This window comes from Moorena sp. SIO4E2, assembly GCF_010671945.1.
Lineage (GTDB): Bacteria > Cyanobacteriota > Cyanobacteriia > Cyanobacteriales > Coleofasciculaceae > Moorena > Moorena producens.
Genome location: NZ_JAAHIE010001322.1, coordinates 1 through 1,218 on the forward strand (window position 1 = coordinate 1; position 1,218 = coordinate 1,218).

A 1,218-nucleotide genomic window follows, 5' to 3' on the forward strand; every position below is an offset into this window, starting at 1 on the left:
AACCAGATAAGAAGCCTTTCTGAAGGAAAAACGTACTCCATTTTTCAGCCATCTCTCTTTCCAAAGGACTGATCAGCTTATCCACAATCCGCTGGAGCATATTACGAAACTTCAGTTGCTGCAAATCCTGACAATATAAATTACCAAAATTGTGCTTAATCTTGTTTTGCTCAATGTCAGCTAGAATGCCAATATTAAATCCAACTTCAAAGATGCGACCTAAATCTTCGGCTATTTTAGTCATGTTTTAAAGGGAGTAGGGTGCGTTAATGAAATGTAACGCACCGTGTTGTAGGGTGCGTTAATGAAATGTAACGCACCGTGTTGTAGGGTGCGTTAATGAAATGTAACGCACCGTGTTGTAGGGTGCGTTAATGAAATGTAACGCACCATTGGTATGTTAATTTTTGGTGCGTTACGCTTACGCTAACACACCCTACCACCCAAACCGACTATTCATACCAAATCCCTTGTGGTTTTTCTTTCCTGGTATCCCTTCGCCAATCGGTTGGATAAATCCCCTGAGCGATAAAACGATGAATACTAGAATACTGCCAATCTTGGGGATTTTTGCACAATCCATGATGCACAGGATTATTATGAATATAATCACAATGTAGAGCAAAATCCCGTTCATCCCTGATTAAATGCTCCCAAAAACGGCGTTGCCAAAGATTGCTCTCTCTTCGCTTTTGTCGTGAGGGAGAAACCACTCGATTAATTCCTAATTCTTGTCCATAATGTTTGGTAACATAGGTTTTAATCAATCGCAATCTCACTGAAAAATCCGGATCATCAGGGGGTAAAGTCCATAAACAATGAAAATGGTCTGGTAACAAAACAAAAGCATTAATGGAAAAAGTATATTTTTGCCTTACTTTTTCCATGGCTTCTCTAAGAGCTTTTCTAGCTATATCACTACAAAGCCAAGGATGTCTTTGATAGGTGACTTGTGTGATAAAGTAGCTTCCCCCAGAAACACGAGGTCTTCTATAATTAGGCATTAGCTTACTTGTAGGGTGCGTTAATGAAATGTAACGCACCATTTGTATGTTAATTTTATTAGGAGTAGGGTGCGTTAATGAAATGTAACGCACCATCGGTAGTAGGGTGCGTTAATGAAATGTAACGCACCATTTGTATGTTAATTTTATTAGGAGTAGGGTGCGTTAATGAAATGTAACGCACCATTTGTATGTTAATTTTATTAGGAGTAGA

The 1,218-nt window shown here is 38.8% G+C and carries 2 protein-coding genes; both read right to left on the reverse strand.

The features are described from left to right. Positions 1–244 (reverse strand): hypothetical protein (locus F6K37_RS43345; RefSeq protein WP_287257336.1); only part of this gene is annotated, 244 nt, incomplete at its 3' end. A gap of 208 nt (positions 245–452) precedes the next feature. After that, entirely contained in the window at positions 453–1,004 is a 552-nt protein-coding gene (locus F6K37_RS43350; protein WP_071105543.1) for an REP-associated tyrosine transposase, read from the reverse strand. Between the last annotated feature and the right edge of the window lie 214 nt (positions 1,005–1,218).

Bases quoted from the DNA above. Each gene is read 5' to 3' on its own strand.
- F6K37_RS43350 (WP_071105543.1), bottom strand. From the start codon at position 1,004: ATGCCTAATTATAGAAGACCTCGTGTTTCTGGGGGAAGCTACTTTATC.